This window comes from Actinomycetospora lemnae, from assembly GCF_028737315.1.
Lineage (GTDB): Bacteria > Actinomycetota > Actinomycetes > Mycobacteriales > Pseudonocardiaceae > Actinomycetospora > Actinomycetospora lemnae.
In genome coordinates, this window is record NZ_JAQZAO010000010.1 from 37,927 (window position 1) to 62,410 (window position 24,484).

General features: G+C 77.4%; 30 protein-coding genes. 14 read left to right on the top strand and 16 right to left on the bottom strand.

Annotated elements, in window-relative coordinates; all coding sequences use genetic code 11:
• The first annotated feature begins 51 nt into the window (after window positions 1–51).
• Window positions 52–1,185, top strand: a complete 1,134-nt coding sequence (locus PGB27_RS21485; protein ID WP_274202458.1) for an acyltransferase family protein — start codon at window positions 52–54, stop codon at window positions 1,183–1,185.
• A gap of 14 nt (window positions 1,186–1,199) precedes the next feature.
• On the opposite strand, the gene PGB27_RS21490 is transcribed toward PGB27_RS21485, so the two are convergent.
• Window positions 1,200–1,604: a hypothetical protein gene (locus PGB27_RS21490; protein WP_274202459.1), complete on the bottom strand. Its 405-nt coding sequence runs from the start codon at window positions 1,602–1,604 to the stop codon at window positions 1,200–1,202.
• A gap of 145 nt (window positions 1,605–1,749) precedes the next feature.
• Between PGB27_RS21490 and PGB27_RS21495 the strand changes: the two genes are divergently transcribed.
• Window positions 1,750–2,028, top strand: a complete 279-nt coding sequence (locus tag PGB27_RS21495) for a hypothetical protein (protein ID WP_274202460.1) — start codon at window positions 1,750–1,752, stop codon at window positions 2,026–2,028.
• A 12-nt stretch (window positions 2,029–2,040) separates the two neighbouring features.
• Here the strand turns inward: PGB27_RS21495 and PGB27_RS21500 are convergent, their stop codons facing one another.
• Window positions 2,041–2,220 (bottom strand): hypothetical protein, encoded by a 180-nt coding sequence (locus PGB27_RS21500; protein ID WP_274202461.1) that lies wholly within the window; start codon window positions 2,218–2,220, stop codon window positions 2,041–2,043.
• A 225-nt stretch (window positions 2,221–2,445) separates the two neighbouring features.
• Between PGB27_RS21500 and PGB27_RS21505 the strand changes: the two genes are divergently transcribed.
• Together PGB27_RS21505 and PGB27_RS21510 are read left to right on the top strand one after the other, a co-directional pair.
• Entirely contained in the window at window positions 2,446–5,211 is a 2,766-nt protein-coding gene (locus PGB27_RS21505; RefSeq protein ID WP_274202462.1) for a cation-translocating P-type ATPase, read from the top strand.
• Between the two features lie 52 nt (window positions 5,212–5,263).
• Window positions 5,264–5,677 carry a pyridoxamine 5'-phosphate oxidase family protein gene (locus tag PGB27_RS21510; RefSeq protein ID WP_274202463.1) on the top strand — a complete coding sequence of 138 codons (414 nt, stop codon included), beginning with the start codon at window positions 5,264–5,266 and terminating at the stop codon, window positions 5,675–5,677.
• A 114-nt stretch (window positions 5,678–5,791) separates the two neighbouring features.
• Here the strand turns inward: PGB27_RS21510 and PGB27_RS21515 are convergent, their stop codons facing one another.
• The 6 genes from PGB27_RS21515 to PGB27_RS21540 form a co-directional block, all read right to left on the bottom strand.
• Window positions 5,792–6,259, bottom strand: a complete 468-nt coding sequence (locus PGB27_RS21515; RefSeq protein ID WP_274202464.1) for a universal stress protein — start codon at window positions 6,257–6,259, stop codon at window positions 5,792–5,794.
• A complete protein-coding gene (locus PGB27_RS21520; RefSeq protein WP_274202465.1) occupies window positions 6,256–6,750 on the bottom strand; it encodes a universal stress protein in 495 nt (164 codons plus the stop codon). Before PGB27_RS21520 ends, PGB27_RS21515 begins: the two co-directional genes overlap by 4 nt.
• Window positions 6,743–7,738: a universal stress protein gene (locus PGB27_RS21525; RefSeq protein WP_274202466.1), complete on the bottom strand. Its 996-nt coding sequence runs from the start codon at window positions 7,736–7,738 to the stop codon at window positions 6,743–6,745. Before PGB27_RS21525 ends, PGB27_RS21520 begins: the two co-directional genes overlap by 8 nt.
• Window positions 7,735–8,172: a hypothetical protein gene (locus tag PGB27_RS21530; protein WP_274202467.1), complete on the bottom strand. Its 438-nt coding sequence runs from the start codon at window positions 8,170–8,172 to the stop codon at window positions 7,735–7,737. The genes PGB27_RS21525 and PGB27_RS21530 overlap by 4 nt, the downstream gene beginning before the upstream one ends.
• A gap of 9 nt (window positions 8,173–8,181) precedes the next feature.
• A complete protein-coding gene (locus PGB27_RS21535; RefSeq protein ID WP_274202468.1) occupies window positions 8,182–8,661 on the bottom strand; it encodes a universal stress protein in 480 nt (159 codons plus the stop codon).
• A 132-nt stretch (window positions 8,662–8,793) separates the two neighbouring features.
• Entirely contained in the window at window positions 8,794–9,225 is a 432-nt protein-coding gene (locus PGB27_RS21540) for a CBS domain-containing protein (RefSeq protein WP_274202469.1), read from the bottom strand.
• Between the two features lie 179 nt (window positions 9,226–9,404).
• Between PGB27_RS21540 and PGB27_RS21545 the strand changes: the two genes are divergently transcribed.
• The gene (locus tag PGB27_RS21545) at window positions 9,405–10,736 is read left to right on the top strand and encodes a DUF4010 domain-containing protein (protein WP_274202470.1); all 1,332 of its coding nucleotides are present in this window, start codon (window positions 9,405–9,407) and stop codon (window positions 10,734–10,736) included.
• Between the two features lie 22 nt (window positions 10,737–10,758).
• Here PGB27_RS21545 and PGB27_RS21550 read toward each other — a convergent pair whose 3' ends face one another.
• The 3 genes from PGB27_RS21550 to PGB27_RS21560 all read right to left on the bottom strand — a co-directional run bounded on the left by PGB27_RS21550 (window position 10,759) and on the right by PGB27_RS21560 (window position 13,243).
• On the bottom strand, window positions 10,759–11,643 hold the full coding sequence (locus PGB27_RS21550) for an alpha/beta fold hydrolase (protein WP_274202471.1): 885 nt from the start codon (window positions 11,641–11,643) through the stop codon (window positions 10,759–10,761).
• A complete protein-coding gene (locus tag PGB27_RS21555; protein WP_274202472.1) occupies window positions 11,640–12,134 on the bottom strand; it encodes a universal stress protein in 495 nt (164 codons plus the stop codon). Before PGB27_RS21555 ends, PGB27_RS21550 begins: the two co-directional genes overlap by 4 nt.
• Before the next feature lie 110 nt (window positions 12,135–12,244).
• Window positions 12,245–13,243 carry a zinc-binding alcohol dehydrogenase family protein gene (locus PGB27_RS21560; RefSeq protein WP_274202473.1) on the bottom strand — a complete coding sequence of 333 codons (999 nt, stop codon included), beginning with the start codon at window positions 13,241–13,243 and terminating at the stop codon, window positions 12,245–12,247.
• Window positions 13,244–13,421: 178 nt separating this feature from the next.
• Here PGB27_RS21560 and PGB27_RS21565 point away from each other — a divergent pair, with 178 nt between their 5' ends.
• Together PGB27_RS21565 and PGB27_RS21570 are read left to right on the top strand one after the other, a co-directional pair.
• A complete protein-coding gene (locus tag PGB27_RS21565; protein WP_408630106.1) occupies window positions 13,422–13,673 on the top strand; it encodes an SHOCT domain-containing protein in 252 nt (83 codons plus the stop codon).
• Window positions 13,674–13,821: 148 nt separating this feature from the next.
• Window positions 13,822–14,271 carry a CBS domain-containing protein gene (locus PGB27_RS21570; protein ID WP_274202474.1) on the top strand — a complete coding sequence of 150 codons (450 nt, stop codon included), beginning with the start codon at window positions 13,822–13,824 and terminating at the stop codon, window positions 14,269–14,271.
• A 106-nt stretch (window positions 14,272–14,377) separates the two neighbouring features.
• Here the strand turns inward: PGB27_RS21570 and PGB27_RS21575 are convergent, their stop codons facing one another.
• The gene (locus tag PGB27_RS21575; protein WP_274202475.1) at window positions 14,378–14,593 is read right to left on the bottom strand and encodes a DUF1918 domain-containing protein; all 216 of its coding nucleotides are present in this window, start codon (window positions 14,591–14,593) and stop codon (window positions 14,378–14,380) included.
• A 166-nt stretch (window positions 14,594–14,759) separates the two neighbouring features.
• Here PGB27_RS21575 and PGB27_RS21580 point away from each other — a divergent pair, with 166 nt between their 5' ends.
• The 6 genes from PGB27_RS21580 (at window position 14,760) to PGB27_RS21605 (ending at window position 18,834) form a co-directional block, all read left to right on the top strand.
• Window positions 14,760–15,125, top strand: a complete 366-nt coding sequence (locus PGB27_RS21580; RefSeq protein ID WP_274202476.1) for a VOC family protein — start codon at window positions 14,760–14,762, stop codon at window positions 15,123–15,125.
• Window positions 15,122–16,135 carry a carbohydrate kinase family protein gene (locus PGB27_RS21585; RefSeq protein ID WP_274202477.1) on the top strand — a complete coding sequence of 338 codons (1,014 nt, stop codon included), beginning with the start codon at window positions 15,122–15,124 and terminating at the stop codon, window positions 16,133–16,135. Before PGB27_RS21580 ends, PGB27_RS21585 begins: the two co-directional genes overlap by 4 nt.
• A gap of 77 nt (window positions 16,136–16,212) precedes the next feature.
• Window positions 16,213–17,487, top strand: a complete 1,275-nt coding sequence (locus PGB27_RS21590; protein WP_274202478.1) for a site-2 protease family protein — start codon at window positions 16,213–16,215, stop codon at window positions 17,485–17,487.
• Window positions 17,484–17,753: a DUF1876 domain-containing protein gene (locus PGB27_RS21595; protein ID WP_274202479.1), complete on the top strand. Its 270-nt coding sequence runs from the start codon at window positions 17,484–17,486 to the stop codon at window positions 17,751–17,753. The genes PGB27_RS21590 and PGB27_RS21595 overlap by 4 nt, the downstream gene beginning before the upstream one ends.
• 155 nt (window positions 17,754–17,908) lie before the next feature.
• On the top strand, window positions 17,909–18,490 hold the full coding sequence (locus PGB27_RS21600) for a proteasome activator (protein ID WP_274202480.1): 582 nt from the start codon (window positions 17,909–17,911) through the stop codon (window positions 18,488–18,490).
• A gap of 44 nt (window positions 18,491–18,534) precedes the next feature.
• A complete protein-coding gene (locus PGB27_RS21605) occupies window positions 18,535–18,834 on the top strand; it encodes a hypothetical protein (RefSeq protein WP_274202481.1) in 300 nt (99 codons plus the stop codon).
• A gap of 79 nt (window positions 18,835–18,913) precedes the next feature.
• Here PGB27_RS21605 and PGB27_RS21610 read toward each other — a convergent pair whose 3' ends face one another.
• Window positions 18,914–19,381 (bottom strand): Hsp20/alpha crystallin family protein, encoded by a 468-nt coding sequence (locus PGB27_RS21610; RefSeq protein ID WP_274202482.1) that lies wholly within the window; start codon window positions 19,379–19,381, stop codon window positions 18,914–18,916.
• 153 nt (window positions 19,382–19,534) lie between these two features.
• On the opposite strand from PGB27_RS21610, the gene PGB27_RS21615 reads away from it, so the two are divergent.
• The gene (locus PGB27_RS21615; RefSeq protein WP_274202483.1) at window positions 19,535–20,824 is read left to right on the top strand and encodes a protein kinase family protein; all 1,290 of its coding nucleotides are present in this window, start codon (window positions 19,535–19,537) and stop codon (window positions 20,822–20,824) included.
• Between the two features lie 8 nt (window positions 20,825–20,832).
• Here PGB27_RS21615 and PGB27_RS21620 read toward each other — a convergent pair whose 3' ends face one another.
• The 3 genes from PGB27_RS21620 to ppsA form a co-directional block, all read right to left on the bottom strand.
• A complete protein-coding gene (locus PGB27_RS21620) occupies window positions 20,833–21,171 on the bottom strand; it encodes a hypothetical protein (RefSeq protein ID WP_274202484.1) in 339 nt (112 codons plus the stop codon).
• Window positions 21,168–22,037 carry a sigma 54 modulation/S30EA ribosomal C-terminal domain-containing protein gene (locus PGB27_RS21625; protein WP_274202485.1) on the bottom strand — a complete coding sequence of 290 codons (870 nt, stop codon included), beginning with the start codon at window positions 22,035–22,037 and terminating at the stop codon, window positions 21,168–21,170. The genes PGB27_RS21620 and PGB27_RS21625 overlap by 4 nt, the downstream gene beginning before the upstream one ends.
• Before the next feature lie 99 nt (window positions 22,038–22,136).
• Complete coding sequence (gene ppsA, locus PGB27_RS21630) at window positions 22,137–24,482, bottom strand: phosphoenolpyruvate synthase (protein WP_408630107.1); 2,346 nt, start codon at window positions 24,480–24,482, stop codon at window positions 22,137–22,139.
• Window positions 24,483–24,484 lie beyond the last annotated feature (2 nt).

The window sequence follows — 24,484 nt, forward strand, 5'->3', positions numbered from 1 at the left end:
GGCCAGGGTGACCTCGTGGCGGGAGGCGGGACACGAGTGCGCGGCGATCGGTTGCCGCACCTGGACGCCCTGAGGGCGCTGCTGGTCGCCTGGGTGATCGGCGGTCACGCGCTGCTCGGGTACACCGCCGTCGGTGGCTGGGCGTACGACGAGGTCAACGAGGTCGCCTTCGCGCCGGCGACCGAGCTCGCGCTGGTCGCGGTCCTCGGGCCGTCGGGGCTGTTCGTGATCGGCGTGCTCTTCTTCATCGCGGGCCTCCTCGTCGAGCAGGCGGTCGAGCGACACGGCCGGTCGCGCTACACCCGCGACCGCGTCGTACGACTCGGCCTGCCGTGGCTCGCGTCCGCGCTCCTGGTGTGGCCGGCCTCGGTGTGGCTGGCGTACACCGCGGCCGACCGGCGGGTGTCCTTCTGGTGGGTGCTCGCCCACCGCGATCCGTTGCTCGACTCCGGGTCCCTCTGGTTCGCGCTCGTGCTGCTGGTGTTCTCGGTGGCGTTCGCGCTGGTGTGGCCGTGGACCGCGGTGCGGAGCGGCCGGCCCGCCCGGCTGACGGGGAGGCACGTCGTGGCGACGGCGGTGCTCGTCGCGGCGACGTCGTTCGTCGTCCGGCTGTGGTTCCCGGCGCGCAGCGGACAGGTCGCCGACCTGCACCTGTGGCAGTGGCCGCAGTGTCTCGGGCTGTTCGTCCTGGGCGTCGCGGCGGCCCGCTCCGGCTGGCACCGCCACGTCCCGGGACGGGTCCGGCGGGTGTGCGGCGCGGTGGCGCTCCTGACCTTCGTCCTCCTGCCGGTGCTCGCCCTGGCGAGCGGGCTGCGCGACGTGGGCCGCGACGCGACCTCTTACCTCGGGGGGTGGCACGTGGAGGCGCTCGCCACCGCGGGGGTCGAGGGGATCCTGGTCGTCGCCGGCGCGGTCTGGCTGGTGGGCCTGGCCGAACGCCGGTGGCGCGACGGTGCACCGGGGACACCCCGGTGGACGCGGGGGGCCTTCGCCGCGTTCGTGATCCAGGGTCCCGTGCTCCTGGCCCTCGCGAGCGCCGTGCGGCCGCTCGACCTCCCGGCCGAGGTCAAGGGGCCGCTCGTCGCCACCCTCGGGATCACGGCGTGCTTCTGGCTCGGCCGACGTCTCCCGGCCCTCGGCGGCGGGCGCACCACGCCCGCCCCGGCACCGGCCGCCGGGACGTAGCCCGGGAGAGGTCGTCAGGCCTGGTCGTCGTCGCCCGGGGGCTCTCGCCACGACGTGAGGTGGTGGATGGTCGCGAGCGCCCAGAGCACCACGGTGAGCACGACGAGGACCGCGAGCATCACCTGGCTACCGGTGACCAGGGTCCCCACCGCCGCGAGCGCGGCGAGCCCGCCCAGCGCGGCGAGCGGGCGCATGACCGCGAGCTCCCGCGCGGCCGTCCGCCAGGAACCGCCCACCACCGCCGCCGTCAGCCCGAGGACGAGCACGACGACGGCGGTGGCCCGCGTGTCGGCCAGTGGCCAGGTCGTCTCCGGGACCGACGCCATCGCGAAGGCCGCGACGGCCGCGACCACGAGGAACGCGGCGACGACGTCGTTGCGTGTCACGGCGCCCGCGCGGCGCCGTCCGGTGGAGGACATGGCTGCACTCTGCGGCACCCGCGCAGCCGGCAGCAGGGACACAGGGCCCGCCCTGCGAGGGACCTGCGGCGCCGGGCGGGCGACCGGGAGGACCTCGACCCGGGGCGCCGACGGGAGTGCGCTGAGGTCCCCGAGAGGAGCCCCCATGGACATGCCCGAGCGTCGCCGTACCGAGGCCTTCGACCTCGCCTCCCAGGTCGTGGCCCTGAGCCGTCGGGAGGTGCCGCGGGCGACCCTGCTCGCGGCCGTGGACCAGGCCCGCAGCTCGCTGCGCCGTGAACCCGACCGCGACGTCCGGCGCACCCTGACCTGGGTGGTCGGTGCGGTCGAGCAGGGCGAGCAGGCCACCGCCTGCATCGACGCGGCCCTGCGCGTCGCCGCGCGCGACCTGCAGCGCCCGCCGTCGACCAAGGACCCGCGCTGAGTCAGCCCCGTGTCAGCCCGTCCGACCGAGGACGTCGTCGATGAGCTCCTCGATGGGGCGCAACGGCCGGTAGCGCGCCCGGGCCGCGGGGGACGGGAGCGGGGGGAACGCCTCGGGCGCCGACTCGTGCCGGGGAGCCGGCGGGCCGGGAGCCGGTCCCGTCGAGTCCGCTGACGACGCGTCCTGGTCCACGGGACCTCCTCCGGATGACGTCGACGGCGTCGTGCGCTGCCCAGGGTCACCGTGGGGGGACCCGCCGTGCAGGGCCGAAGGTCCCGAGCCGGACGCCCACGGCCGGCCCCGACCGCTCCCCCACCGGGGCGAGCCGGGCGCCGGCGTCCGCGGGGCCGGTCGGTCCCGTCGTCTCGCGACCCTCGGCCCTGGGTGGTCGGTCCCGGCCGTCGCAGGCTCGGATCCGTGCCGAGGACCGCGGGAGGACCGCCGACAGCCGCCGCGGACGGGCACCACGTCGGCGCGGTCACCGACCTCGACGCCCCCCTCGAGCGCCTCTGGCACGAGCTGCGCTCCGGGCCCGAGGGGCTCGACGAGCGCGACGCCGCCCGCCGCCTCTGGGTGCAGGGGCCCAACACGCTGCCCACCCGGCGGGCGGCGTCCTGGCCGCGGGCCCTCGGCCGCCAGGTCGTCCACCCCCTCGCGCTGCTCCTGTGGGCGGCGGCGGGACTCGCGCTCCTGGCCGGCACCCCGGTGCTCGCCGCGGCGATCGTCGTCGTGGTGGTGCTCAACGCCGTCCTCGCGTTCTGGCAGGAGCAGCACGCCGAGCACGCCGTCGCCGCGCTCGAGGCGTACCTGCCGGCGCGTACCCGGGTGCTGCGCGGTGGCGCCGCCCGGGAGATCCCGGCGGCCGAGGTCGTCGCCGGTGACGTCGTCCTGCTCACCGAGGGTGCGGCGGTCCCGGCCGACGGGCGCCTCGTGGCGGGCGCCGTCGAGGTCGACATGAGCGCGCTGACCGGCGAGTCGGTGCCGGTGGCCCGGCGGGCCGGTGTCCACCCGCCCGGGCCCGTCCTCGAGGCCCCGGACCTCGTCTTCCGCGGCACGACCTGCACGGTCGGCACGGCACGGGCGGTCGTCACCGGCATCGGCGCGCACACCGAGATCGGCCGCATCGCGGCCCTGACCGGTCACGTCGGGCACCGCGAGAGCCCGCTCGAGCAGCAGGTCCGGCGCGTCGCGTGGCTGATCGCCGCCGTCGCCGTCGGGACCGGCGCCGCGTTCCTGCCGATCGGGCTGCTCGCCGGGCTGTCGTTCACCGCGGCGCTGGTGTTCGCGATCGGCCTGCTGGTCGCGAACGTCCCGGAAGGGCTCCTGCCCACCATCACCCTCGCGCTCGCGGCGGGCGTGCGCTCGCTCGCGCGCCACGGCGCCGTCGTCCGCCGGCTGTCGGCGGTCGAGACCCTGGGGTCCACCACGGTCATCTGCACCGACAAGACCGGCACGCTGACCGAGAACCGCATGCACCCGCAGGCCCTGTGGACCGCGGGCGGCGGGCGCGGCGACCCCGACCGCGACGCCGCCGCGGCCCCGGTGCTCGCCCGGGTCGCCCAGCGGTGCAGCGACGCCGACCTGCCCGATCCCGCTCGCGGGACCGGGTCCGGCGACCCCACCGAGCTCGCCCTGCTCGCCGTGGCCGCGGCCGCCGGCCTGGACACCCGCGCCGCCACGCGCGCCCGCGACCGCCGCGCGGACCACGCGTTCGACCCCGTGCACCAGCGCATGACCACCGTCGACGACACCCCCGAGGGTCTCGCGGTGCACACCAAGGGCGCGGTGGAGGCCGTCCTCACCCGCTGCACGGCGATCCGGCGGGGCCGTGACGTCGCGGCGCTGGACGCGGTCGCCCGCGAGGAGGTCCTGCGCGCCACCGACGGGCTCGCCGCGGAGGGGCTGCGGGTGCTGGCGCTCGCCGGTCGATCGGCGACGCCGGCCGACCTCGCGGGGCCCCGCGAGGAGGTGGAGTCCGGGCTCGTGCTCGAGGGGCTCGTCGGCCTCATGGACCGGCCGCGGGCGTCGGTCCCGCCCGCCGTGGCCCGCTGCCACGCCGCCGGGATCCGGGTGCACGTCGTGACCGGCGACCACCCGGTCACCGCCGCGGCCGTCGCGCGGTCGGTCGGCATCGGGGCCCACGGGTTGCGCGTGGTGGGCGGCGACGAGCTCGCGCGCCTGCGGGAGGCCGAGCTCGACGCCCTGCTCGCCACCGGCGACGAGATCGTCTTCGCCCGCGTCGCCCCCGAGCAGAAGCTGCGCGTCGTCGAGGCCCTCGAGCACCTCGGGGAGGTCGTGGCCGTCACCGGCGACGGCGTCAACGACGCGCCGGCGCTGCGGCGGGCCGACATCGGCGTGGCCATGGGCGCGTCCGGCACCGACGTCGCCCGCGAGGCGGCGACGATGGTGCTCACCGACGACGACTTCGCGAGCATCGAGCGGGCCGTGGCGGCCGGACGGCGCGTGTACGACGACGTGCGCAAGTTCGTGGTCTACATCTTCGCCCACGCCGTGCCCGAGGTCGTGCCGTTCCTGCTGTTCGCCCTCTCCGGGGGCGCGATCCCCCTCGGGCTGACGGTGCTGCAGATCCTCGCGATCGACCTCGGCACCGAGACCCTGCCCGCCCTGGCCCTCGGTCGTGAGCCCGCCGAGCCCGGCGTGATGGAACGGCCGCCGCGACCGCGGTCCGAGGGCGTCATCCGGCCGCGGATGCTGTGGCGGGCCTGGGGGCTGCTCGGCATCACCTCGGCCGTCCTGACGACCGGGGCGTTCCTGCTCGTGCTGCTGCGCGGCGGGTGGACCCCGGGCGCGCCGACCGGCCCCGGCACCGTCCTGCACCCGGTCTACCTCGAGGCCACCACCGCCACCTTCGTCGGCATCGTCGCCTGCCAGATCGGGACCGCCTTCGCCGCGCGCACCGAGCACGCGTCGCTGCGCTCGGTGGGCCTCGGCTCCAACCCGCTCCTGTGGTGGGGCATCGCCTTCGAGGTCCTCGTCACCGCCGCCTTCGTCTACCTGCCCGTCGCACGCGACGTCGTCGGCACGGCGCCGCTCGACGCGCCGACCGTCGCCCTGCTGCTCGTCTGCGCCCCGATCGTCTGGGGCGTCGACGAGATCGACCGGTGGCGCCGCCGCCGGCGCACCACCACGACCCCGTCCCCTCACGAGAGGAGAACGCCGTGAAGGCCTGGTGCCTGGAGGAACGGAAGACCGACGCAGCCCCGGCGAGGCGGCCGTGACCACGACGGAGCACGGGCTCGTCGAGCCGCTCGGGCCGGCCGAGGGCCGGGCCCTGCTGATGACCGCCGAGATCGGGCGCCTCGCGTTCACCGACGGGCACGGACCCACGGTGGAGCCCTTCGCCTTCGCGCTGGACGACGCGGCGATCGTCCTCGCCGTCGGGGCGCGCAGCGGCGCCCGGGCGGCGGTCGGGCAGACGGTGGCGTTCGAGGTCGACGAGATCGACGTCGTCCGGCGCACCGGGTGGTCGGTGGTGGCGGTCGGCACGCTGCACCGCGCCGGCCCGGAGGTCCGCGCCCGTCCCGAGCCCTGGCCGGACACGGTCGACGACGGCGAGCGGGCACTCCTCGTCCTGACCGTCGAACGGATCTCCGGGCGCCGCCTGCGCCGCGAGGTCCGGCGCGGCTGAGTGAGCCCGCGGGGCCGTGACGAACGAACGGCGCCCCCGCTGCTCCGGGGCAGCGAGGGCGCCGTTCGTCGCGCGAGGGCGCGCGTGCCGGGTGAGCCGGCGCGCCCGCACGGGTCAGCTCGGTGCGGGCACCACCGTCACCGGGCAGCGGGCCCGCAGCACGCAGCCCAGCGCGACGGGACCGGTGAGGCGTCCGTGGCGCGCCCCCCGGCCCCGGTGCCCGACCACGAGGAGGTCCGCGTCGGCCGCGACGTCGACGAGGACGTCGGCGGGCGGACCCGCCACGCCCACGACCTCGACCGCGCCGTCGGGCGACGGCTGCCCCGCCGCCGTGCGCTCGGCGACGACCTCGTCCACGAGCGCGCGGGCCCGCGTCGTGGCCCCGTTGCCGGGGTCGGGCGTGGGCGGGCGGTGGTCGAGGGCGAACAGGTCGGCCCAGTAGTCCCTCGGCAGGTAGGACACGACGACGCGCACCCCCGCGCCGCGACGTGCCGCCTCGCCCAGGGCGTGGTGCAGGGCGGCGCGCGACCCGTCGGAGCCGTCGACCCCGACGACGACGGCGTGGTCCTCCGCCGCCGTCACGAGCCGGCCGCCGCGGCGGTGCGGGCGCGCTCGGCGCCACCATCGGTGATGGCCGCCCGCACGACGGTCACCGGGCACGGAGCGTGGAGCACGCAGCCCAGACCGACGGACCCGAGGAGGGCCGAGCGGAACGCCCCGCGCCCCCGGTGACCGACCACGAGCAGGTCGGCCCCGCGCGCGGCGGCGGCCAGCACCGGGGTCGGGCGGCCGAGCCGCGCGACGACGTCGACGGGGACGTCCCGCTCGTCCGCGAGGACGTCCAGCGCGTGCTCCCGGGCGCGGCGCTCGGTGCTCTCCCGCACCTCCTCGGGGTTGACGGGGATCGACTCCACGTCGATCGCGGTCAGCGCCGGCACGTCGCACGCGGCGACCGCGAGGACGCGGCCGTGCCGTCGGCGCGCCTCGGCCACCGCGTGGTGCAGCGCCGCGTCGGCGTCGGGCGAACCATCCACACCGACGACGATCAGCGGGGCCGTCGTGTCGTCATCCATCGTCGTGTCCTCCGTCGGAGTCGGGGGTCGCCGTGGTCGTCGGACCGGTCGACCCCGGGGTGTCGGGATCGGCGGCGGGAGCAGGGTCCGGCGGCACGACCGCCACCGGGCACGGGGCACGCAGGACGGCGCCGTGGGCGACCGACCCGAGCAGCCAGCGCGCGAGGGCACCGTGGCCGGTCCGCCCGACCACGACCACGGCCGCGCCCAGCTGTTCGGCGACGTCGACCAGCGCCATGGTCGGGTCCTCGGCCCGCACGACCGTGTCGACGTGCGGGACGGGGCGGCTGCGCGCCTGTTCCTTCACGATCTCGTGCACGAACCGTTCGACGCGGGGGCGCAGCGCGTCGCGCACGCCGGCCAGCGTGGGACCCGGCAGCGGACGGAACCCGACGGTCGTCGGTGGCGGCGCGATACCGGTGACCGCGAGGACACGGGTCTCCCGGCGCACGCCCTCGTCCAGCGCGTGGCGCAGGGCGGCCGCGGACCCGGCTGAGCGGTCCACGCCGACGACGACGGGTCCGTCGGGTCCCGGCGCACGCGGCCGCACCACGAGCACCGGGCAGGAGGCCAGCGCGAGCACCCGCAGGCCGGTCGACCCGAGGACGGCGCTGCCCAACGGCCCGCGCCCGCGGTGGCCGACCACGAGGAGCGAGGCGTCGCGGGCGGCCTCGGCGAGCACCGGCGCGGGCGAGCCCGGCAGCGCGCGGACCGCGAGCGGGACGTCGCGGAGCTCGGGCGACAGCGGCGTCCGGGCCTCGTCGGCGAAGCGCTGCGCCTGCTCGCGGACCGCCGCGGCCATCCGGTCCGGGTCCGGGAGGTCGGCTCCCGAGTCGTCGCCGTCCGCCCACGAACCGGCCGCCGGGAAGGCGGTCACGGCGGTGACGGGCTCGGCCCGCCGACGGCCCTCCTCGAGGGCCTCCGCCAGCGCGATGGCGGCGGCGGGCGAGCCGTCGAGACCCACCACGATCCCCCGGGTGGGCCTCACGGCTGCCCCTCGCCGAGCAGGGCGGCCAGCATCCCGCCGGTGGTCACCACCTGCCACGTCGTCTCGGGTCGCGGCCGGACGGGCAGGGCCGGCAGACCGGTGCCCAGCAGGCGCCGGCCGGCGTGGCGCACGGAGTCCTCCGCGTCCAGCGTCTCGACCCCGCAGGGGCGGTCGAGGACGTCACGGACGGTCGTGCGGTGCTGGACGAGCGGCCCCCCGGCCGGCCAGCGCTCGGCGAGCCCCCCGGCGGTGACGACGGCGATCGGGTGTCCGTCGCGCACGACGACGCCGCAGAGGTCGGGGTCGTGGTGGAGCCGGGCCCAGGCCTGCGCGACGGGCGTCGACTCGGTGATCAGCGTGGCCGGGCGGGCGATCGGGTCCACCGGACCGTCGAGGTCGACCGGCACCGCTTCGCCGAGGGTCGAGGTGGACACGCCGGCCCCTCACGCCGCGACCGGCTCGGGGACGACGGTCACCGGGCAGCTCGCGTGGAGCACGCAGCCCAGGCCGACGGAGCCCAGCATCATGCTGCCGAACGCGCCCCGACCGCGGTGGCCGACGACGAGCTCGTCGGCGCCCCGGGAGAGGTCGACCAGGACCTCGGCCGGCCGCCCCGGCACGGCCTCGACCGTCACCTCCGGCAGCGCCGCGTCCCACTCCGTCTGCTCCAGGACGTCGTCGACCATCGCGCGGGCCGCCCCCAGCTCCTCGTCGCGCAGCGTGTCGGGATCGGGCAGCGGGATCGCCGACGCGGACCCGTAGCCCCAGGCCGCCCACATCTCCGGCGGCTCGTAGACGGCGACGGCGCGCACCCGTCCGCCCCGGCGAGCCGCGGTGCGGATGGCCTCCTGCAGCGCGAGCCGCGACCCGTGCGACCCGTCGATCCCGCAGACGATGACGCCGGCCTGACCGTTGTCGGTCATGTCTTCCCTCCCTCGGTGCGGCCTCGTGCCGCGGGTCCACCCTCACGCAGGCGGCACCGTGGGGAGCAGAGGCGGACGGTCCGCGGTCCGTCCCGCCCCGAGGGGTCGAAGGTCCCGGTCCCCCGGCCCGGCTCAGCAGTCCTCGAGCAGGAAGCCGACGACGTCGCGCATCGACACGATCCCGACGATCGGGCCGGTCGGCGGGTCCTCCCCCTCGCCGTCGCCCCGGACCAGGACGTGGCGGACCGCGGCGTCGATCATGAGGCGGGCCACGTCGAGCACCGTGGTGTCCTCGTGCGCGGAGACCAGGTCGACCGTCATGAGGTCGGTGGCCTGGGTGTCGAGGTCGCCGCCGCTCGCGATCACCGCGACGAGGTCACGTTCGGAGACCACGCCGACCGGTTCGTGCCCGTGCTGCACGACCACCACGCCGATCTCGTCCATCGCGAGCTCCTCGGCGACCTCCTGCAGCGTGGCGTCGGGCGGCACGGTGGCGAGGTCGCGCGTCGCCAACCGGTGGATCGGGGTGGTCTCCCGCGCGGGACGGGCGACGGTCGGGGCCATGTCTCCTCCTGGGGCCGGGTCTCGACCCCCGACGCTGGGCGCCGCCGGGCGGCGCCGGAAGGGACGACGGTCCGCACGGGCCGGGACCTCCGTCGTCGCCGCCGTGACCCCGGGCCCTGGCCCGCCGACGCGGCGCCGTGGCCGACTGTCTGGCGCGAACGGCGGTGGAGGAGGCCCGGGTGGACACCGTCACGGCGCTCGCCCACGTCGCCACCGCGATCGCGATCGGGCTGATGGTCGGGCTGGAGCGCGAGCGCAGCGCCCGCCACGACGATCCCCGACCCAGCGCCGGCGCCCGGACGTTCGCGCTCATCGCCGTCGCCGGTGCCGTGGCGGCCGCCCTCGGCGGCGCGGTGGCGGTGGCCGGTCTGGTCGCGGTGACGGTGCTGCTCGTCGTCGGGTACGTGGTCGGTGCGCGGGCCGGGACACGGGGTGAGCCCGACCTCGGGGCGACGACCGAGGTCGCCGGCATCGGCACCTACCTCCTCGGTGCGCTCGCCTGGACCCGGCCGTCGTGGGCGGTGGCGGTCGGGGTCGGCGTCGTCGTGGTGCTGGCGGCCAAGCGCCCGCTGCACCACCTCGCCCGGCACCTCGTCACCGACCAGGACGTCGTCGACGCGCTGCGGCTGTTCGTCGTCGCCCTGGTCGTCCTGCCCCTCCTGCCCGACCGGCCGCTGGGCCCGTACGGCGTGCTCAACCCGTCACGGATCTGGCTGCTGGTCGTCGCCCTCACCGTCGTCGGGTGGGTCGGCTACCTGGGGGTGCGGGCGCTCGGCGAACGGCGGGGACTGCTGCTCGTCGGCTTCCTCGGCGGCTTCGTGTCGGCCTCGGCGACGACCCTGGTCCTCGCCCACCACCGGCGCGAGGGCGAGACGACGCCGGCCCCGGCCGTGATGCCCGCCGTCCTCGCCGCGAACGTGGCGACCCTGGTGCAGCTCGTCGTCGTGGTCGGGGTCGCGGCCCCGCAGGTGGCGCTGCCGCTGCTGCCCGCCGCGGGCGCCGGGATCCTCGTGCTCGGCATCGAGATCGCCTGGCTGTGGCGCCGGCGACCCGCCGAGCCCTCACGCGCCGAGCCCTCACCCGCCGAGTCCTCACCCGCCGAGCCACCCGCCGAGCCCGCGCCCGCCGACGCCTCCGGGGACCGGGACCCCGTGGCCGCCCGCCCCCTCTCGCTGCGGGCGACGGTGTCGCTGGCCGCGATCCTCGTGGTGCTCCTGCTCGCCACCCGCGCCGCGGCCGACCTGGCCGGTGACCGTGGTGTCGCGGTCGTCGCCCTCGTCGGCGGCCTCGCCGACGCGCACGCCGCCGCCGTGGCCGCGGCGAGCCTCGCCGGCCCGGTGATCCCGGTCGGCGCGGCCGTCGCGGCGATCGGGCTGGCCCTGGCCGCCAACACGGCGACGAAGCTCGTCCTCGCCCTCGCGGCCGGCGGACGCCGGTTCGCGGGGCACCTGGCGCTGCTGCTCGCCGCCCCGGTCACGGCGGTCGCGGCCGGGATCGTGGCGGTCCCGTGAATCGTCGGACGGCGACCCCCGGTCAGGAGGCCGGCGCCTCCGGCTCGTCGGCCGCGCTCGGCGTGTCCTCGAGCAGCGGCGCCAGCGGGGCGTCGCCGAGCACGTTGGTGATGATCTCGGTGAACGCGTCGGGATCGGTGATCAACCAGCTGTGGGTGCCCTCCACCGTGCGCACCTCGACGTCGCCGAGGGCCAGCCGCAGCGCGGTGAGGGAGGCCTCGGGGAGGACGCGGTCCTGCCGTCCCCACACGACGACCACGGGCAGCCCGCGCCGGCGGAGCTCGTCGAGCTCGGCGCGCAGGTCGGCGGTCCGGGCGAGCTCGGCGACCTTCCAGACCGCGAACGGGTTGCGCAGGGCGTTGGTCGCCGCGTCGGAGACGATGACGGGCACGACCCGACCGAGGGCCCAGGCCGGGCCGAGGTCCTCCTGCAGGTGCAGGCCCCAGTCCCACCAGGGCCGCTCCGACATCATGCGGGGCCCGGCCGGGCCGGCCGCCCAGACCGCGCCACCGATGCTGTTGACCAGCACGAGGCGGGACACGACCTCCGGCGTGTCGTGCGCGAGGCGCACCCCGACGCCGCCGCCGAAGGAGTGGCCGACGACCGTCACGGGCGTGTCCTCGCCGACCGACCCCAGGAACCGCGTCACCCAGCGGGCGTAGCCGGCGAGCGTGGCCTCGGCCGGGGGCAGCTCGGCGGTGCCGCCGAAGCCGGGCAGGGCCGGGGCGACCACGCGGGCACCGCGGTCCGCGATCCGGGCGAGGCCGTCACGGTAGGAGGCCGGGCTCAGCGCCCAGCCGTGCAGGAACAGCACGACCGGCCCCTCCCCCGCGCTCCACCAGACCACCCGACGGCCGTCGACCACGCCCTCGTGCCGGTGGCGGACCGGGCCGCGCGCCTCGCTCACGGCGTCGGTGCCGCGGCCGGGACGAGCGGCACCTCCGGCAGCACGGTCAGGGGGCAGTCCGCGTGGCGCAGGCACCACCACCCGACCGAGCCGAGCAGCGTGGTGGCCGCCCGGCCGCGTCCCCGGTGGCCCAGCACGAGCAGCGCGGCGCCGGCGGCCGCGTCCGCGAGCACCGGGCCGGGGTCGCCGGCCACCGCCCGGACCTCGAAGCGCGGCAGCGCGCGGTCGGGGTGCTCGACGCGCTCCGCCGCGAGCACCTCGTCGACGACGGCCCGGGCGGCCGCCTCGGTCGCGGCGGCCACGTCGTCCCGCTCGGCGACGACCGGGATGCGCGCGAGCACCGCCAGGCGCTCCGGTGACATGAACGCGGTGACGACCTCGAGCGTCCCGTCGCGCCGGCGGGCCTCGTCGAGGGCGTACCTCAGGGCGGCCCGGGCACCGACCGAGTCGTCGAGCCCGACCACCACACGCCCCGCGTCATTGCCCGTCATGACCACCACGTCCCCTCCGCACGCGCGTCTGCCCGGTCACGGTGCGGTGACGGCGTGACCCGGGGCAGGGCCCACGGTCCCGTCGGCCCGGCCCCGACGGCCCGCGGCGATCAGGGCACGAGGACCGCCGCGCCGGTGACCCGGTCGGCCGCGAGGTCGGCGAGCGCCGCCCCGGCCGCGTCGAGGGGGTAGGGCACCGTGGTCACCTCGAGGTGGTGCTCGGCGGCGACGCGCAGGAACTCGCGGGCGTCGGCGCGGGTGTTCGACGTGACGCTGCGCAGCGTGCGCTCCTGGAAGAGGTGGCGCTGGTAGTTCAGCACCGGGACGTCGGTGAGGTGGATGCCGGCGAGGGCCAGCGTGCCGCCCCGGTCGAGGGCCTCGAGGGCCGGCGGCACCAGCTCGCCGGCGGGCGCGAACAGGATCGCCGCGTCGAGGGGCTCCGGCGGCGGGTCCGCGGCGCCCTGGGCGGAGGCCGCCCCGAGGCGCAGGGCCAGCTCCCGGGCCTCGGGGCTGCGGGTCATGACGTGCACCGTCGCCCCCTGGGCCAGCGCGACCTGGCTCGCGAGGTGGGCGCTGCCACCGAACCCGTAGACCCCCAGCCGTCCGCCCCGGGGCAGTTCGGCACGGCGCAGGGCGTGGAAGCCGATGATGCCGGCGCACAGCAGCGGGGCCAGCTCGGCGTCGGTGTAGCCGCTCGGCAGGCGGTGGGCGAAGTCGGCCGGCACGGTCGCGCACTCGGCGTACCCGCCGTCGGCGTCCCAGCCGGTGTAGAGCGACGCGGGGCAGAGGTTCTCGTCGCCGCGCCGGCAGTACCGGCAGGTCCCGCAGGTCCGGCGCAGCCAGGCGATGCCGACACGGTCGCCGGGGACGAAGCCCGTGACGTCCTCCCCGACCCGCTCGACGCGCCCGACGACCTCGTGCCCGGGGACCACACCCGGCCGGTGCACCGGCAGGTCCCCCTCGGCCACGTGCAGGTCGGTGCGACACACCCCGCACGCCAGGACCGCCACGAGCAGCTCGTCACGCCCGGGCTCGGGCACGGGCTCGTCCACCCGCTCGAGCGGCCCCCCGGCCGCCGGGCCCGGACGCGTCACGCGGAACGCGCGCATGCGCCTCTCCTCCCCGCTCGATCATCGGCACGGTCCTCGGGCCGCGAGGCCGACGGACAGGGCCGGCGGGCCCGGGCGGACGTGTCGATGGTCGCTGTCCGCAGGGCCCTCCGCCGCTCCCGCGCGCGTCGCCCGCGCGGGAGCGTGGCCCGGCACCGGATCGGGCGAGGAGGACACCGTGATGTGGGGCTACGGCTGGGACGGCGGGTGGATGGTCCCGCTGATGGGCGTCAGCGCCGTGCTGTGGTGGGTGCTGGTCGTGGCGATCGTCGTCGGCGTCGTGCGCTGGCTGCGGGTCGCGCCGGGCGGGACCTCCGGCGGCCCGGGGCCGCGCGGCGAGGCCCGGGACATCCTCGACCGGCGCTTCGCGCGGGGCGAGATCGACGCCGACGAGTACGCCGAGCGCCGCCGTGTCCTGAGCGGTGGCTGACCGGGCGCCGATCGCCGGCCCGCCGACGGTCACCCCGCGAGCCCTTCGGGTCGCGCCCGCGCGACCAACGGCCCTGGGCCGTTCCGCCGCCGGCGGGCTGCACTGCCCCCAGGCCGCGCCGAAGCGGCCCGACACCCAGGAGGTCCCTGTGAAGGTCCGAGACATCATGAGCCACCCGGTGGTGAGCGTGCGGCCGGACACCCCGGTCTCCGAGGCCGCCTCCCTGATGGTCGAACGCGGGTTCTCGTCGATGCCGATCGAGGACGACGCCGAGGGTCTGGTCGGCATCGTGGGCGAGGCGGACCTCGTGCGGGGCCGCATCCCGGCGCAGGACGGCGGCACCGCGGCCGCGCACGCCGGCCGCGTCGGTGACGTCATGACCCGCTCGCCGATGACCTGCGAGCCCGGTGCCGACGTCGCCGACGTCGTCGGCACGATGCTCGACCACCGGCTCCGCGCGGTCCCGGTCGTGGAGGGCGGGCGGCTGGTCGGCATGCTCGCCCGCCGCGACGTCCTGCGCTGCGTCGCGCAGGGCGAGCTCACCTCGGCGGAGGTCTGGCGGCACCGGTTCGGCCTGGTCGACCACGAGCGCGGGTGACGCGACCCTCGGCGCGGACGGGCCCGGCCCCGCTCGACGAGCGCGGTCCGGGCCGATCCGTGTCGAGGCCTGCCCGAGGATCGGCGGGGCGCCTCGCACCCGCCCGTCAGGAGACGCCGCGCACCGCGGGGTGGTGGGGGTGCTCCTCGACCCGGGCGTCCGGCCCGGGGAAGACGAGACTGCGGTGGTCGTCGTCGAGCCACCGCACCCAGAACGGCGGGCTGCCGTCGGCGTGCTCGACGCCCACGATCTGCCCCTGCCGCCGCGGTGACTCGTCGGTGAGCCCCTCCACGATCAACCAGTTCCCGACCCGCGCCTGCATCCCGGACCTCCTCGTCGACGGTGCCTCCCCCCGAGCGTCGCGCGCCGGGGGCGCCGGTCCAGGGACCTCCGACTCGGCCGCGACGGGACCCGAGGCCCCTGTCCGCCGGCGGCCTCGGCACGACCGTGGAGGGCGACGAGCCGACGACGGATGACGAGGAGACGCCATGAGCAACCCGGTCCTGCACTTCGAGATCGGGGGCGCCGACGGCGCGCGCTCCCGCCGGTTCTACGCAGAGCTCTTCGGCTGGTCGGTGACGACCGAGGACCACGGCTACGGCGTGGTCTCCACCGGCGGCAGCACCGGCATCGGGGGCGGCATCATGCAGGCCCCCGACGGCGTGCGGCCGTGGGTCACCGTGTACGTCCAGGTCGACGACCTCGAGAAATCGCTCGAGCGCGCCGAGGAGCTCGGCGGCAGCCGGATCATGGGTCCGGCGCCGATCGGCGACATGGGCGAGGTCGCCATGTTCGCCGACCCGGACGGCAACCCCATCGGCCTGCTCCGGCTCGCCCCGGAGGAGGCGCCGTGACGGCGGTCGTCCCGCGGGACGTCCTGTGCGTCGGCGACGTCGTCACCGACACCGCGATCGAGCTGATCCGGGACGACAACACGATCACCTACACCGACGACGACGGCCCGTGGCTCGCCATGCGCTCGGGCGCGAAGCTGCCGTTCGCCGGGTTCCGCGACTTCGACGCGGCAGGCAACGCCGCGAACGCGGCCGTGGCCTGCACGCGCCTGGGCCTGGACGCGGCGATCGCCACCGACGTCGGCAAGGACGACACCGGGCAGCGCATCGCGGCGCGCCTGCTCGAGCACGGCGTCGACACCGGCCTCGTCCACGTCCACCCCGACCAGCAGAGCAACCACCACTTCGTGCTCCGCCACGGCGCCGAGCGCACGATCCTCGTCAAGCACCACGAGTTCGCCTACCGGTGGCCGGACCCGGATCCCCCGCCGCGGTGGGTCTACTTCAGCTCGTTGTCCGAGCACGCCGACGCCTACCAGGACGAGATCGCCCGCTGGCTGGGCGCGCATCCCGACGTCCGGCTGGCCTTCCAGCCCGGGACGCTGCAGATCCGGGCGGGCGTCGCCCCGCTGCGTGCGGTCTACGCGCGCAGCGAGGTCGTGATCATGAATCGCGAGGAGGCCGTGACGGTCACCGGCGGCGACCACGCCGACGTGCACGACCTCCTCGCACGCCTCCACGCCCTGGGCCCGTCGAAGGTCGTCGTCACCGACGGCCCCGACGGCGCGTACGCCGCCGACGGCGAGGAGCACCTCTGGATGCCCACCTACCCGGACCCCGGCCCGCCGGTGGAGCGGACCGGCGCCGGTGACGCGTTCGCGTCGACGCTGGTGGCGGCACTGGTCCGGGGCGAGACCTTCCGGACGGCGCTGCGGTGGGCTCCCGTCAACGCGATGAGCGTCGTCCAGCGTGTCGGCGGGCAGGCCGGGCTGCTGCCCCGGGCGCAGCTCGAGGCGCTCCTGGACCGGGCGCCGGAGGGCTACGGCCCGGTGCCGTACGCACGGCCATGACGGACACGCAGGCCGTGGGGAGACCACGGAGACCACGGAGACCACGGCCCGGCCCGGGCCTGGTCCCGCTCGGCCGCGTGGCCGGCGTCCCCGTCGCGGCGCACTGGAGCGTGCTGGGCATCGTGGCGCTGCTCGCCCTCGTCATGGCGCGCTCCGAGCTCCCGCTGCTCGCGCCCGGCCGCGGTCCGCTCGCGTACGCGCTCGCCGGGGTGTCGGTCGCGGTCCTGCTCATGGCGTCGCTCCTCGCCCACGAGGTGGCCCACGCCCTGGTGGCGCGGGCGTCGGGCGCGGAGGTCGAGGGCATCACGCTCTGGCTGCTCGGCGGCGCGACCCACATGCGCGGCGAGCCGGAGCGACCGGGGGCGGAGCTGCGGATCGCGGTGGTCGGCCCGCTGGTCAGCGCGGCCCTCGCCGCGCTCGCCGGACTCGGCACGGTGCTCGCGCGGCCGGTGGCCCCCGACCTGGTGGTCGCGGTCCTCGTCGAGCTGGCCCTGGTGAACCTCGTGCTGGCGGTGTTCAACCTCCTGCCGGCCGCGCCCCTCGACGGGGGGCGGGTGCTGCGGGCGACGCTGTGGGCGCTGCGGGGCGACCGGTGGTCGGCCGCGATCGCCGCCGCACGGTCCGGCCGCGTGCTCGCGGCGCTCCTCGTCGTCGGCGGCCTCGTGCTCGCCCTCGGGGTGGGGCTGGGTGGGCTCTGGCTCGCCCTGGTCGGCTGGTTCATCGGCGTCGCCGCCGGCGAGGAGGAACGGCGCGCGCGGGAGGGCCGCGTCCTCGACGGGGTCACCGTCGGCGAGGTCGCCACGCCCGCGCCGGTGGTGCTCGCGGACGACGCCTCCCCCGGGTCGTTGGCCGCGGCGGCGAGCGCGCCCCACGCCGCGGCCGGGGGTGTCCTGCTGACCGGACCCGGCGGTGGCCCGTCCGGCTACGTGCCCCCGGAGCGGCTGCGGCTCCTCACCGCGGGGCCCGGCGGCCCGCGCGCGAGACGGCGGCCCGTCGTCGTACCGCCGTCCCGGTTGGCGACGGTACGTCCGGACGACGCGCTCGCCCGGTTCCTCGGCGACCTCGCGTCCCCCGGGGGCCGGCTCGTCGTCGTCGACGACGGCGTGCCCGTGGGTGTCGTGTCCCGGGCCGAGGTGGAGGAGCTCCTGCGGAGCGCGGGGACGTCCTCCCCCCGACCGCCGGACGCTCGGTCGGACACCGCGGAGCGCCGCGACCCGGGGGCCGACGAGCCCCCGCCGCCGGACTGGTGGTGGCACGGAGGACCGCGACGACCACCCGGAGAACCCGTTCCCGGCACGACACCGACGTGGGCCGCGTCCGCGGCCCGCGACGACGAGGGAGATCGATTATGATCCACACCGAGCAGTGGACGACGTCCATCGACATCGAGGAGCACGAGAAGACCACCCACGCCGTGGCGCGCCTCCACACCCGGGACGCGACGGCGCTCGAGGGTCGCGGGACGGCGCGGCGCAACCCCGCCGACCGCGACGTGCCCGAGATCGGGGCGGAGCTCGCGGTGGCGCGGGCGCTCGGCGACCTCCAGCACCGCCTGCTCGAGGCCGCGATCGGCGACATCGAGCGGGCGACCGGCCAGCCGGTCGAGCTCCAGGGGTGATCGGCGCCGCCCCCACGTCGCCGTGACCGGTGGCGTCCGGCCGCGGTCCGACGCAAGGACGGGTCCCGGCGGGGAGGGGCCGTCCGCCCCTGGTCCCGTGCCCGCGGCGGGGCGGATCCTCGAGCGGTCGACGAACGCCTGGAGGAGACATGGTCGTGACGAGCCAGGACCACGGGACCGACGGCCGCGGCGAGGCCGCGGGCGCCGCCACGAGCGCGCCGGTCACGGGTCCCGTCGTCCACGACACCCGGCGCTGGTCGCGTGACGGTGCCCCGCCGGCCGTCCCGGCCCCGTCCGTGCCGCGGGCGGTCCGCGCCGAGCCCGAGGCCGCCGCGGACACCGACCGGGAGGTCATCGACGCCGGACCGCTCCTGCGGATCGGCACCATGATCCGCAAGGTGCTCGAGGAGGTCCGGGAGACCCCGCTCGACGAGGGTGCCCGGCAGCAGGTCCGCGATCTGCGCACCCTGGCCGTCGACGAGCTCGTCACCCACCTCGGTCCCGAGCTGCGGGCGGAGCTCCAGGCCCTCGACGTCGGCCTGCCCGCCGACGAGGTACCGAGCGACCTGGAACTGCGGATCGCCCAGGCCCAGCTCGTCGGCTGGCTGGAGGGCCTGTTCCAGGGCGCCCAGATGGCGTTCGCCGCCGAGCAGATGGCTCAGCGCTCGCAGCTCGAGCGGCTGCGGCAGGAGGCGCAGCAGCGCGAGGCCCGACCGACGTCGGCGCCCTACCTGTAGTCCCCGGTCCGGCCCGAGCCGGAGAGAGACGGTGGTCGAGAGAGATGGAGAAGGACGCGGTGGCCGCGGTGGAGGCGGTGCTCGGTCGGCTCGACGACCTGATCGACCTCGTGCGGCGGGTGGAGGTCCGTCTCGAGCACCTGGAGCGACGGCAGGCCGGCCCGGTGGGGCTCGGCGACGACGAGGTCGGGCGACCGCACCGCCTCGCCGTCCCCCTCGAGGGCGAGCGCCCCGTCGGCTCGCTCGTCGACGACGGTGCCGAGGACGTGTTCCTCGACGCCGCCCGCCGGGACCTGTCCGGCGATCTCCCCCGCGACCTCCCGGGCCGGGCGGGAGCGACCTGAGCGCACGCCGAGGTCGGGCCGCCGACCGGCGACCCGACCTCGGGGTGCGGGCTCGGGGTGCGGACGACGCCGCGGGCCGTCAGCCCTTCTCGATCGGGATGGTCGTGGGCTCGGGGCCCTTCTCCACCGCGGGCATCGGGATCCGGACCGTGAGCATGCCGTCGGTGTAGGACGCCGTCACGGCCGCCGGGTCCACCCCCTCCGGCAGGGGCAGGCGGCGGGCGAAGGTCCCGTAGCGCAGCTCGTGCCGGTGGTAGCCCTTGTCCTCGGTGTCCTCGGTGATCCTGCGCTCGGCACGCAGGTCGAGGAGCCCGTTGTCGATGGTCAGACGCAGGTCCTTCTCCGGGTCGATGCCCGGGATCTCCGCCTTGATCACGAGGTCGCCGTCCTCGCGGTACTCGTCGACCTTGATGATCTCCTCGGGGGCCTGCATCGCGGGCCGGTCCCACATGCGGGCCGGGAACGCCCGCATCCAGTCGTCGAACATGCGGTCGAACTGCCGGAAGACGTCGCCCGAGGTCATGGGCGCGCGTCGGGTGATTGCCATGGTCTCCACCTCCGCCACCGAGGCTGTGGCGGCGCGGTGCGCGTCTCCAGGGACGAACGGCCCGCCGTGGACCGGTATCCCGTCCCGTCCGTGACGGTGCCGGCGGCCGTGTCGCCCTCTCCGGCTCCCGGCCACGCTCCCGGTAGCCGAATCGTGGGGGGGATCGTCGTGCACCTGGTCGAGCAACAGGCCGCCACGGACCCGGCGATCGAGGACGCCGACGCGCCGCTCGTCGGCGCGCGCTACCGGCTCGTGCGGCTGCTGACCGCCGACCGACGGCGACGGGTGCACGAGGCGTGGGACACGCGCCTGCAACGCGCCGTCGCCCTCGTGCTGGTCGCGCCCGCGCCCGGGACCGATCCCGGACCGACGCTGTCGCTCGCCCCGACGGCACCGGTGCACCTGCACCGGCCCGGTCTCGCCGAGCTCTACGACGGCGGCGTGCACGACGGCGAGGTCTTCCTGGTCTGCCAGCGCATCCCGGGACCGACGCTCGAACAGCGGCTGTCGACGCGCTGGACGGTGCCCGAGCTCGCCGAGCTCGCGCGGGCCGTGGCCCGCACGCTCGCCGAGGTCCACCGGCACGGCGCGGCCCACGGAGCCCTCACGCCGGGCCGTGTCCTGCTCGGCGGACCCCACCCGGTCATCGCCGAGTGCGGTGTCGCGGACCTCGTCGAGCAGTGGTCCGGGCTCGCCGACGACAGCCCCTACCGGGCGCCCGAGCAGGCCACGGGCCGCACCGGTCCCGCCGCGGACGTCTTCGCGCTCGGCCGGATGCTCCTCGACGCGCCGGTGCGTCGCCCCTTCGCCGCGGATGCGCGCGCCCTGCACGCGCTGGCCGCCCGGATGACCGTGGTCGCGCCGGACGAGCGTCCCGACGCCGTCGAGGTGGCCTCGACGCTGGCCGCGATCCTGGCCGCGTCCCGTGGCGGCCCGGGGGACGGCCGCCTGACGAGGGGGCGGACGCGCCGGCGGCTCGCCCGCACGGTCGCCGCGGGCGCGGTGCTCGGGGGGATGGTCCTGGGGGCCTCCACGGCCGTCGCCCTCCTCGGGGACCCGGCCCCGGGTGGGTCGGCCCTCGTCGCGCCGCCCGCCCCGCCCGTCGCCGCGGCGCCCAGCACCACCGGGCTCCGACCCGACGCGCCCGCCCCGACGACGAGGGTCCGGGCGACACCCCGGACCGACGGCGTCTCCCCCGTCGCGGCGACCCGGTCGTCCGCGTCCGGCGGCACGGTCGAGCCGGCGCCGCCCGACGTCGTGCCGACCGACGGGGAGCCCGGCACGACGCGCCCGTCGACCACCCCGTCGACCACCCCGTCGACCACCCCGTCGACCACCCCGTGGACGACCCCGTCGACCACCGAGCGCCCCACCACGAGCGAGCCGAGCGAGCCCACCGAGCCCACCGAGCCCACCGAGGCCGGCCCGGACACCGGCTCCTGAACGAGGCCCTACCGCGGCCCGGTGAGGTGGCGCAGCGTCGCCAGCAGCCACAGCACCACCGTCAGCAGCACGAGGGCGAACAGGGCGGCGGGGCTGCCGGACACCATCGTCACCACGGCGACGATCCCCGTGAGCAGACCCAGCGCGGCGGGCGCCCGCATCGCCGCCGGCGCGATCGGTCCGCCCCAGGCCCCACCGACGCCCGCGGCCGCCACGCCGAGAGCCGTGACCAGCAGCGCGGTCCCGCGCACGCCGTCGAACGGCGCGAGCACCGTCGTGCTGCCCAGCAGCCACACGACGACCGCCGCGAGCACCAGGAGGCCGGCGGCGACGTCCCGGGGCCTCACGGCGCCGGACGGGGCCCACCCGCCTCCGCGCCCGCCTCCGCGCCGGCCTCCACGTCGGCCTCCACGTCGGCCTCCACGTCGGCCTCCACGTCGGCCTCCACGTCGACGAGCACCGCGCGTCCCCGGTCGTCGAGGTGCACGACCCGGGTGCGGCCGCGCTCGGGGTCGTGGAAGAAGAGGAACGGCCAGCCGGAGACGCGCAGGTGCTCGACCGCCTCCTCCGGGCTGGCCGTGCGCGCGGGGTCGGGGCTGACCGTCAGGCCGTCCCGCTCCGACGCGGCCGGGGCCGAGCCGTCGGACAGGGCCAGCCGACGCCCGGTGGCGCCGACCCGGTAGACGACGGCGCGCCGGCCCGTGGTCCGCTCGACGAAGAGGTGGAAGGCCTCGTCGCGGGCCTCCATGACGGCCACCGCGTCGGTCACGGAGGTCGGCACGGCCTGGACGACGTCGTGGCGGTCGACGGCCGCGTCCGGCTCCCGCCCGCTCTCGGGGGCACCGGTGCGGTGGTGCCGGCGCCGGGCGTGGACGTCACCGACGCGCCGGCGGAGCCGATCGACGAGCAGGTCCACCGCCTCCCGGGGCTCGCTGCCGACGACGTGCACGTGGAGGCGGCGACCGGCGAGGTCGACGTGCGCGCTCGCCACCACCGGCCGCTCCCGCGCCGGGTCGTCGTGGCGGACCACGCGGACGCGGGCCGCCCCGATCGGGTGGACGCCGTGGTCGAGGGCGTGCAGGACCTTGTCGCGGACGTACGGGGCGAGGTCCCGGGCGATCGTCCCGCGCAGCTCCACGACGGGCGGGGCGACGCGGTCGGCGGCGGACGGCGTGGCGTGCGGGACCGGACGGTCGGTGGCGTGGGGAGTCATGCCGGGACGGTGACCCGACCCGCCGGAGCGCGGCAGGGTCCTTGGGCCCGGTGCCCCGTCCCGGGCGCACGGGCCGGGAGCGGGTCGGAGGACCCGGGGTCAGTCCCGGCCCCGGACGCTCCCCCGCGCGGCGTCGAGCAGCACCCGCCGCTCGGCGTGCCCGATCGCGGCCCGGACCGCGTCGACGGCGTGCGGGTCCACCGACACCGCGTCGATCCCCGCCCGGACCAGCACCTCGACGAACTCCGGCCGGCGCGTCGGCGCCTGGCCGCACAGCGACGTCGGCACCCCGCGGCCCCGCGCGGTCGCGATGATCCGCTCGATGGCGTCGACCACGGCGGCGTCGCCCTCGTCGTACACCTCGGCACAGCGCTCGCTGTCCCGGTCGACCCCGAGCATCAGCTGGGTGAGGTCGTTGCTACCGATCGAGACCCCGTCGATGCCGGCGGCGAGGTACTCCGGCAGCCGGTACACGACCGAGGGCACCTCGGCGGTCAGCCACCGCTGCAGGCCGCGCTGTCGCCCGAGCGGTCCGGCGTCGACGATCTCGAGGCACGCCTCGAGCTCCCAGCGCGTCCGGACGAACGGCAGCATCACGTGCAGGTTCGGCGACTGCTCCCGGACGCGGGCGAGGGCGCGCAGCTCGAGCGCGAACACCTCCGGCTCGCGCAGGTACCGGTAGGCGCCCCGGAAGCCGATCATCGGGTTGCTCTCCACCGGCTCGTGCCGGTCGCCCCCGACCAGCCCCCGGAACTCGTTGCTGCGCAGGTCGGTGGTCCGGTAGAGCACGGGGCGCGGGGCGAACGCCCGGGCGATCGTCCCGACCGAGGCGGCGACCTGGTCGACGAACGCCTCCTGGTCCCCGCGGGCCACCACCTCCCGCGGGTGCACCCCGCCGAGCGCCGCCGTCAGGAGGAACTCGGCGCGGAGCAGCCCGACGCCGTCCACGCCGGGCCGGGCCGCGACGCGCTCGGCCGCCTCGGGCAGCGCGAGGTTGACGTGGACCTCCGTGCCGAGCGCGGCGACCCCACCGCCCGGCACCTCCGGGGCGGCGCCGGCCGCACCCGCCGGGCGCGTGAGCGCGCCGGCGGGCCGGGTGGCGACGACGCCCGTGCCCGCGCCGTCGGTGTCGACCGCGCCGGCGAGGACCTCGCCGGTGCTGCCGTCGACGGTGACGACCCGCCCGTCGGTCAGCACGCTCGTGCCCTCGCGGGTGCCGACGACGCAGGGCACGCCCAGCTCGCGCGCCGCGATCGCGGCGTGGCACGTCGCGCCCCCGGTGTCGGTGACGATCGCGCCGGCGCGGCGCAGGGTGGGCAGCCAGTCGGGGTTGGTCAGCGGGGCGACGAGCACCTCGCCCGGCTGCAGCGCGGCGCCCTCGTCGGGCGTGCGCAGGACCCGGACCCGCCCCGTGACGCGCCCCGGTGTCGCCGGGAGGCCGCGCAGCAGGGCCGCGGCGGCGCCGCGCGAGCCGTCGTCGAGCCCGGTCGTGACCGGGCGGGCCTGGACGAGCCACAGGCGCTCGCCGGCGAACGCCCACTCCACGTCCTGGGGCCGCCCGTAGTGGGCCTCCACGCGGCGGGCGAGGGCCGCGACCGCGACGATCTCGTCGGGTCGCAGGACGGGCGCGGCCCCGCGTTCAGCGTCGAGGGGCACCGTGAGGTCGGCGCCGTCGGGCCCTCGGACGACCTGGTGGGTCTGGGTGCCGACGCGCATCGAGCGCAGCCGCCCGTCCCCGTCGACCTCGTAGGTGTCCGGCTCGACCGTGCCGCCGACCACGACCTCGCCCTGGCCGAACGCCGCCTCGATCAGCACGCGTCCGCGCTCGCCGGTGCGGGGGTCGGCGGTGAACGCGACGCCCGCGCGGTCGGCGGGCACCATCGCCTGCACCACGACCGCGATGGCCGGCTCGCTCCGGAACCCGCGGGCCGCGCGGTAGGCGACGACCCGCGCGCCGAACAGCGACGCCCAGCAGTCCACGATCCGCCGCGCCAGCTCGTCGCCGTCACGGACGTTGGTGAACGAGGCGTTCATGCCGGCGAAGGACGCCTGCGCGCCGTCCTCGCCGACCGCCGACGAGCGCACCGCGACCACGGGCTCGCCCAGGGCCTTCCACGCCGCGTGGACGTGCTCGGCGAGCGCCGGGGGCATCCCCGCCGCGCGGACGCGGTCGGCGAGCGCCGCGCAGAGGTCGGGCAGGCGGTCGGCCGGCGCCTCGAGCGCCTCCGCGTGCCCGGCCGCGAGCGCGGCGCGCGCACCGGCGGCCTCCATCGCCGACCGGTAGCCGTCGGCCGGGAGGACGAACCCGTCGGGGACGGGGAAGCCCGCGGCGATCAGCTCACCGAGGTGGGCGGCCTTGCCCCCGACCTCCTCGGCGTCGGTGGCGCGCAGGTCGCCCAGGGGCCGCACGACGCCCGTCGCCGGCCGCTCGGTGGTGGTGCTCAACG